Here is a 3852-nt window from a genome sequence, read left to right on the forward strand (position 1 = left end):
ACAAATCCCCATCTGTTTACAAAGTTCAGCCTAGCGGGGCTTTCTTACTTTGTCCACCTGATGGGGTGCATATCAGTCTTCTTCGTCAGAAGTGAGATAGGTGCAAGGTTCGCCTTTTTCCGAAAGTGCTGCCAGAACAGGTTTGAAGGTGTTCCAGTATTGCTTTCCTTCACAATAGAAAGCGAGAGAAGTGTGTTCCCGGTGATGTGTCTTGCCTGCCAGGGTATAGAAGAAACCTATCCCCTGATACCAGATACTCTTGATGAAAAAAAGCAAAGTAGCCAGGATGCCGATCATCGCCGACAGCAGCATACTTCCGGTTCCAGGGTCCAAGTAGGCATATGCAGGAGTCGGTATAATGAATTGCAGTAACAGGATAAATATGAAAAATTTCATAATACCTTCTCTCACGCGTATTTTTGATCCTGATCAAAGGCAACAATCTCTTCCATGACCCGCAGCCTGTCTTCATTATTGTCAATTTCATCAATATAATATTCATCGGAAGGGAAGGCCCGGATGTTCAGGGCCTTGAAGATCTCGTTGAGGGCATTCTCGGCATAGCACTTGTCTTTGCCTTCGGAGATGAACTGTACAACCTTGCCTACCCAGGCACTGGCTGCGGCTTTTTGAAGTTTATAGAAAGGCTGGAAAGAATGGCAGTCGTCATCAAAGATGTGGATGGACACCTCTATGATCCGACCATCGACGACACGGCCTTTGAAGTCTTTGTCCGGGAGTTTTTTGGAAAAATTTACCGGTGCGCAGTCCTGATCTTTGCAGGCGAGCATATCGCGCACAAGTTTGCGATCGAACACAAGATCGCCGTGGAGAACGAGCATATCGTCGTTAATAGCGTCACGAGCCAGAAACATCGAATAAATGTAATTGGTTCTGTCGTAAATATCATTGCGTACAAAGGTAAACCCAGCTTCGGGAAATTGTGCCGCGGCAGCGCGTATCTGTTCTTCAAACGGCCCGACAGTGATGATAAAATCTCTGATCCCCTCCTCGGTAAGAAGGCGGAGCTGACGATGCAGTATGGTCTCTCCGTCTTTGAGCGGCGTCATGGATTTGTGAAAGGCGTTGGTAAAATCACCCATACGACTTCCAAGTCCGGAATTGAAAATGATGGCCTTCATGTGGATCCTCCTAAGGTGTTATTGAACTTTATGCGCGCCGCTCAGAGTGCCGAGCAGAGCAATGAGCAGGCAGCATGCCGCAATGGAGAGGAAAACGATGTTCCACCCGCCGGAGTCCAGCAGAAATCCGTAGACCAGAGACTGCACAGCCGCCCCCATGTAGGCGGAAAAATTCAGACAGCCTGCTGCCGTAGCGGAAAACATCCGTGCGCCGATATCCGTGGCAAAGGCCCAGGCCGTGCCGTTGATGGCGTAGATGCAGAACCCGGCTACGAAGAGCAGGATTTCGATGAGTATCAGTTCCCAGGTCACGGTGGGGTCGAGCAGGAAGAACACATAGACGGCCACCGCACCAATGACCGCGCTATGCACGCAGGCCTTAAGGCGGTTATTGAGGTAGAGGTAGTCGCTGAGCCACGGAACCACGAGCGTTCCGATCCCCATGCCCACGGGCAGAGCCAGTGAAGAAAGCAATCCATCCGTGATTCTGATGCCAAACTGGTCGATGAAGTACAGGGGAACCCAGGTCACGAGACCATAACGTGCAAGTCCTGTCGCAAAGGCCACAACCATCCAGAGATCGAAGCGGCGATCGGAAAAGACATATCGGTACGGGTAGAGCTTGCCTCTGGTGCGCACGATCTCCCGCATGGCGATTTCCTGTTCTGCCATGGACTCGGTCTCTTCCTGGTACTCGGACAACCCGATGGAGCTGGGGCCAGGCTTTGCGGAAAACTTGTAGAGAACGAGCATGACAAGAGGAAATGCCGCAGGCACAAGAAAGGCGGCACGCCATCCCAGTTCGGGAAACACGGCAAAGGCGAAGGTGACAGACAGTGTGGCCGCCACCTGACCAAAGCCGGAAAAAGCATGGGCAAATCCTGTGGCAAATCCCCGGGTGCTGCCCGGCCACCATCTGGTGAGCGTGGCCAGGCCGGGGGTCCAGGCCATGGATTGAAAATAGCCGTTCAGTCCCCAGAGAACAGCCATCATGACAATGGAGGTCTGGAAACTGAACAGAATATTCGCCGCAGCGGACAGCAGCACCGCGCAGAAGACAAAGCGCGCAGGGCCGACGACCTCGCTGATGCGTCCGTTCACTATCTGTCCCAAGCCATAGGTCCAGAACATGGTGCCGGTCAGGATGCCGATGTCTGATGTTGTCCAACCCAGGTCGGACATCATGACAGCACTGGCGTTCGACAGGTTCAGCCGGCAGCAGTACAGTGTGCAGTACAGGAAAGAAAACATGAGCAGGTAACGCCAGGCGTAGTGTCTGAACTTGGAAAAATCCTGCGCTGAATAGCCAAAACGAAGGTTTGAAGACATGATGTTCCTTAATAGAGGGTAAAGGATGTTGTTATTGCACGGACTTTAATAGGTTCCATGCTTCCTCTGACAGATTTTCTTTTTCCGGGTAATAGCAAATTTCACCAAGTTCCTCTTCCATTTGCCGCATGAACTCCTGATCAGGGAAATATTTATAGGCGCCGATGTTTACCGCAGAGATAGCAGGATTAAAGACAGCCTTGGGACGGACATGTCTGGCTGGATCTATCCCGCAGAAATCCATAATCTTTTGTGTCGTTTCATCGTATTTCAAGACAAGATCTTCAAATCGAATCAGCAATCTATGCTTATAGGGATTTTTTAATTGATTTAGTACAAGCTTATAAGAATTATTAAAATCTTTAAGATATACAGGATCATATATATAACAACGCATCAAACTAAGATACCGATCTCTTGGGTCACGATATACGCATATTTGTTTTATGGGATGATCGGTCAAATATTTATTTATAACTTCCAAAGAAGAACCTGAAAACATTTGATCGCTGACAAAAATTTCATTACTGTCGAAAAGCGATAAGAAGCCTTCAACAAATTGTTTAGCAAAATGATCAAACTCTTCCTGGGTTATATTCTTAAATTTATAAAAGAGAAATTGTTTTATTCCTTTTTGTCTCATGAAACAGCACTTATTAAATCTTTCATCAGAAGTGTTCCAGACAAAAGGAAAACGCTTGTCTTTCATAAAACGGATAGTATAACCATCGAGATCTATAACGGAATAGATGAAATTTAATGCCATATCTAAAAATTCATCAGTATATATAATTGGATTTTTTTCATACCAACAAGAACCTTTTGAATCATAACATGAATATATAGAGTGTATAAATCTTTTTATATTCCAGTCTTTTTCTGCAGTAGAACCGCATGTAAAAGAGTTGATAAATGGAATTAATGGAGACCGCCAAACGAATGGACTTTCAAAGTTCTTCGGACTGACTACTTTCTCTTTTGTATAAAGATTATCAGGATTGCCAGTTACAGTAATATCAGAAAATTCATTAAAAAATCCAATCACAGCCGAGGAGCCGCTCCAGCCATAACCTTGCACTGCAATGTGAGTTTTATATTTTCGTCTTGGGGCAGGTGCTGGTTTAGGTGCAGGTGCAGGAGTGGGCTTAGGTGCAGGGCAACTTTGCGATTTGAGTTCAGAAAGTTGGGCCTCCAGCTGTTTGAGCTGGGGTTCAGCAGCGGCAGTTTTGGAGCTTAGTTCAGAAACTTGAGCCTTCAGCTGTTTGAAATGACACTCTGGATGATTGCGCATGCTGCACAAGTCCAGGAGCCGTGCTTGAACGCTATGATCAAAAGTAAGGATATTTTTCTTTTCCAGTTTTTTGGCGCAATGATTCCATAG

General features: G+C 46.8%; 4 protein-coding genes. All 4 read right to left on the bottom strand.

Annotated elements, in window-relative coordinates:
* Nucleotides 1–72: 72 nt before the first annotated feature.
* Nucleotides 73–396, bottom strand: coding sequence for a hypothetical protein (locus Q0Z94_RS11350; protein ID WP_298069799.1), 324 nt, complete (start codon nt 394–396; stop codon nt 73–75).
* 11 nt (nt 397–407) lie between these two features.
* The gene (locus tag Q0Z94_RS11355; protein ID WP_298069801.1) at nt 408–1142 is read right to left on the bottom strand and encodes an NTP transferase domain-containing protein; all 735 of its coding nucleotides are present in this window, start codon (nt 1140–1142) and stop codon (nt 408–410) included.
* A gap of 18 nt (nt 1143–1160) precedes the next feature.
* Nucleotides 1161–2471, bottom strand: a complete 1311-nt coding sequence (locus Q0Z94_RS11360) for an MFS transporter (protein ID WP_298069803.1) — start codon at nt 2469–2471, stop codon at nt 1161–1163.
* Nucleotides 2472–2502: 31 nt separating this feature from the next.
* A partial coding sequence (locus Q0Z94_RS11365) for a sulfotransferase domain-containing protein (protein ID WP_298069805.1) occupies nt 2503–3852 on the bottom strand: 1350 nt, incomplete at its 5' end.

Source organism: uncultured Mailhella sp. (assembly GCF_947631555.1).
Classification (GTDB): Bacteria; Desulfobacterota; Desulfovibrionia; order Desulfovibrionales; family Desulfovibrionaceae; genus Mailhella.

What these genes read in the sequence shown, in the direction of transcription:
- Q0Z94_RS11355 (WP_298069801.1), bottom strand. Translation starts at nt 1,142, where the DNA reads ATGAAGGCCATCATTTTCAATTCCGGACTTGGAAGTCGTATGGGTGAT.
- Q0Z94_RS11350 (WP_298069799.1), bottom strand. Translation starts at nt 396, where the DNA reads ATGAAATTTTTCATATTTATCCTGTTACTGCAATTCATTATACCGACT.
- Q0Z94_RS11360 (WP_298069803.1), bottom strand. Translation starts at nt 2,471, where the DNA reads ATGTCTTCAAACCTTCGTTTTGGCTATTCAGCGCAGGATTTTTCCAAG.